The sequence below is a fragment of the Falsihalocynthiibacter sp. CO-5D18 genome, assembly GCF_041205445.1.
GTDB classification, from domain to species: domain Bacteria; phylum Pseudomonadota; class Alphaproteobacteria; order Rhodobacterales; family Rhodobacteraceae; genus Falsihalocynthiibacter; species Falsihalocynthiibacter arcticus.
In genome coordinates this window covers 1-3,916 of sequence record NZ_JBGFCF010000037.1, presented here as the reverse complement: position 1 = coordinate 3,916, position 3,916 = coordinate 1, and the positions used below count along the sequence as shown (strand labels likewise).

1 protein-coding gene is annotated in these 3,916 nt (G+C 55.3%); it reads right to left on the bottom strand.

Features of this window, described 5'->3' with window-relative positions:
• The coding region (locus AB9F27_RS21575; RefSeq protein ID WP_369758161.1) for an aminotransferase class III-fold pyridoxal phosphate-dependent enzyme at positions 1-3,916 on the bottom strand (3,916 nt) is incomplete at both ends.

Sequence of the window (3,916 nt, the reverse complement as noted above, 5' to 3'; positions counted from 1 at the left end):
AAGGGCATAAACATTTCCAACACCGAGATGTCGAACATTATTGTGGTGACTGAGAGCAAACTGCTGCCCGAGTTGAAGGCCGTGTCCTTGGCCATTGAGGTCAACAGATTGACCACAGACCCGTGTCCAATTTCTACACCCTTGGGAGTGCCTGTCGATCCCGAGGTGAACATGACATAGGCCGCCGCGTCACCCGTTTGTGTTATGTTTTCTGGAGTTCCCCCCTGCGTGATGGCGTCGATCTGGAGAGCGGCTAGCCCTAGTCCGTCAGCGCACGAGGGAACTGCATTCCCTTGGTGAACGATGGCGGAGACATCCGCGTTTTCTAGGATCATGCGCAGTCGTGTGTCGGGTTGATTTAGGTCGATTGGCACATAGGCACATCCGGCTTTCATCACCCCAAGCAGTGTTACAATACATTCAGAAGATCGGGGCAAGGCTACGGCCACGCGGCTTTGCGGTTTGATCCCAGCCGCCTGTAAGGACGCCGCGATACTGTCGCTGCGCTGTGCAAGTACGCTGTAACTCGTCTGGCCTGCGCTATCTTTAATAGCAATGGCATCGCCGTGTTTTTCGCAAGCTTCAGCGAAGCGCCCATGGATGGTGCGGGTCTCTCCCATTGGTGTTTCTGTGGCATTGAGTGTTTCCGCCAACCAAACCGTTTCCTGTTCAGACAATACGGGCAATTGCGCAATTGGGCGGGCGGTATTTTGTCCAAGTTCGGCTAGAACTTGTTCTAGATGGCCAACCCAGCGCAGAACCGTCGAGGCCTCGAAAACATCCGCATTATAATCCACATCGACACGCAGTCCGTCCTTACGTTCCACGATGTTGAAGAACAGATCAAAATTGACCGCGGCCTTGGCATTGGGGTGCATGGTCGCCCGCAAGGGGCCCATTTCGATGCTTTCACTGAGCTTTTCGAGGTTAAACTGGATTTCTGTAAGCGGCAGTCGATTTAAGGACCGCGCGACGTTCAAATCCTGCACCAATGTGCCGTATGTGTAATCCTGATGATCAAAGGCATCCATGACGCCTTCGCTAACCTGTTTAAGAAAATCAGACGCAAGCAAGTCTGAGGTATGGGTTTGCCTGATGGGCAGGAAATTGACGCAATGACCTACAAGGTCGCTGTTTGCCAACATTGCCTGACCACCTGTGGGAACGCCAAGCACAATATCGGACGCACCGGTGAGCCGCGCAACGGCGATGTTTAGGGCCGCAAACAACGTTGAAAAAAGTGTGCATCCCTGTTCGGCCCCAGCCTTGCGAGCGGCTCGCATGACATCACCAGAAATATGGGCGGTACAAGTGGCGCCAGCAAAGGTTTTGATTTCAGGACGAGGGCGATCCGTCGGTAATTCCGGAAGCTCTGGAATGTCCTGAAATTGCGTTTTCCAGTAAGCTCGCGTTTTCTCGGAAACCGATGCTGCAGCCTGTTGCTTTGCAAAACTTGCAAAGGATGGGGCTGGTGGAAGTCCTGCTGTTTTGCCTGTCACTTCTTGGGCATAAAGGGTCGCGAGTTCCTCAGACAGAACATTAAACGACCACCCGTCGCAAACGATGTGATGCGCATTCAGCACAAGCACATGTGTATCTTGCGACGTGCGCACCACAAAGGCGCGTAGAGGGGGGCCAGATACGATATCGATCGGGGTCGCCGCGTCGTCCAAAAGCAAATGGTGCAACGCAGAGGCGGGATCGTCCGACGTGCTCACATCATGCAGTTCCAAAGGTAAAGGATACGGGTCAACAACGTCAAAGCTTTCGCCATTGCGGGCAAAGACCATGCGTAACCCGTCATGCCGCGCGATGATCTGATCCATGGCGCGTTGTAAGGCAGGCAGGTCCAAAGGACCACTGAGTTCAAGCGAAACACTTTCGTTAAAACAGCACGAGGCTTGTTTGACCAATTGCGTCGTCATCCAGATTTCACGTTGAGCCGCAGTCAAAGGCAATCCTATCTGTGCTGTCGCCGCGGGCTGAATTTCAGCTCCGAGAACGGGATTTCCACCTAGGATGCCCACAGCGCGCAATGCGTCAACGGACTGCTCAAACGCTGTCACAACCTTGTCGGCGTCGTCTTGAGTGTGGGCAGTGGTGAATATGCACGGATATCCGATCTGTACATGCACTCCGGCAAGTCGCATCAAGGGAAACAACAAGGCGGCGTTGGGATCCAGATCTGTGACCTGTGGTACAAACCAGCTGGAAAAAGTTTCAACGATGCGGGGCAGTCCGCGTGCGTCCAGTATGTCATTTAGGCGCCTCACAGTACGCGCCGTCAGGTCGGCGGTTGCCTCCCAAAGGTCGGCGCCGTGTTGCTCCATGTGATCCAAAGTGGCCTCGACTGCCGCAAGCACCAGAGGATGACGCACAAACGTGCCAGCAAAAAACGTGGGGGAAGCCTCGGGAACGCTTTCGTCGCCAAACTGCCACTGACCGCCATCTAACGCGTCCATGAATCGATCCGACCCCGCGAGCATGCCGATAGGCATACCACCGCCAACAACTTTGCCATAGGTCGCCATGTCGGGTGTGATATCCCATGCGCCTTGCATCCCGCGTGGCCCGACGCGAAAGCCCGTGACCACTTCGTCCATAACCATTGCCGCTCCACCATCGCGGGTAAGCTCGCGCAGGGTTTCGACAAAGGCGCGCGGGCGCAAATCGGGATGGCGGCTTTGAACCGGTTCTACGATCACGGCGGCGATATCGCCTATGTTTTTGCGCAGCCAATCAAGCGTGGATTGTTCTGCGTATGGCAAAACAACCATTTGCGAGAGCGACGCGCGCGGGATTCCAGGGGCAATTGGTAAGGCGGCTGGGTCGCCACCGCTGCGCTTGCCTTTGACCAGAACCTCGTCGAATTGGCCGTGATAGTCGTTGCCAAAAACGACAATTTTTTCGCGCCCTGTCACGGTGCGGGCAATACGCATTGCGGCCATCACGGCCTCAGATCCGGTGTTACAGAACGCTGCGCGTTGATGGCCCACAAACCTTGCAAACCGTTCGGCGATGGGTCCAGCGAGATCGCTTTGCGGTCCTATGGCAAATCCGCGTTCCATTTGGCGAGTGATTGCGTCGACAACAAAATCGGGTGAGTGGCCAAAAGCCGTCTGGCCAAAACCGTTCACAAGGTCGATGAATTCGTTGCCGTCAATATCCCAAAGCCGTGATCCTTTGGAACGATCACAAACGACTGGAAAAACCAGTTCTTTCCATTCAGCCCGAAAGCCCGCCGCCGTACGCGGATCAGCCATGGCAGGGCGATACCTCTGAACATATGCCTTGGTTTTTGGGCTTTTTGCGCTGTATCGCTGGGCCAAGTCACGGGCGAATTCTGCTTGTTGCGGGGTCAAATCGCCACCGCCGGCGTTTGTTGCGCGTCCAATCGAAAAGGCGGGTTTTTTGGGCGTTGCCTCAACGGGCTCGCTGTGGGCTGTGGCCGCTGTTTCGCGGATTACCTCTGGCATAGGCGCAGGGGCGGGGGCTGTGACGGGTGCCGCAGAAACCTGCTGAAGGGCCGTACCGGATAGGGCCAGCAATTGCTGAGAAAACAACGTCTGCATCGCAGATATTTGTGCCAGCATCAGGGGTGATCGACCGTCTGAAGTGACGGGCGCCGAAAGGGTAAGCTGAGAGAAAGCCGCAACTTGCTCGGCCATTTGGGGGGCCGCAACAGGTGCTACGGCTTCCACAACATCTGGTGGCAAGTTTTCATCCAGTAATCCAGCAACAGCGGTGGCCGTCGGATATTGCGACAGCAATTGGCGGAATGTGATGTCGATCCCAAAGTCAGCACCCAATTTCTGCGCTACTTGCCCCAGAAATAGGGAGTCAAATCCGAGATCTAGGAACGTGGCTTCTGCATCTTCCTGCGAGAGTTCTTCTCCCGAAAGGTCGCAGAGCAAAG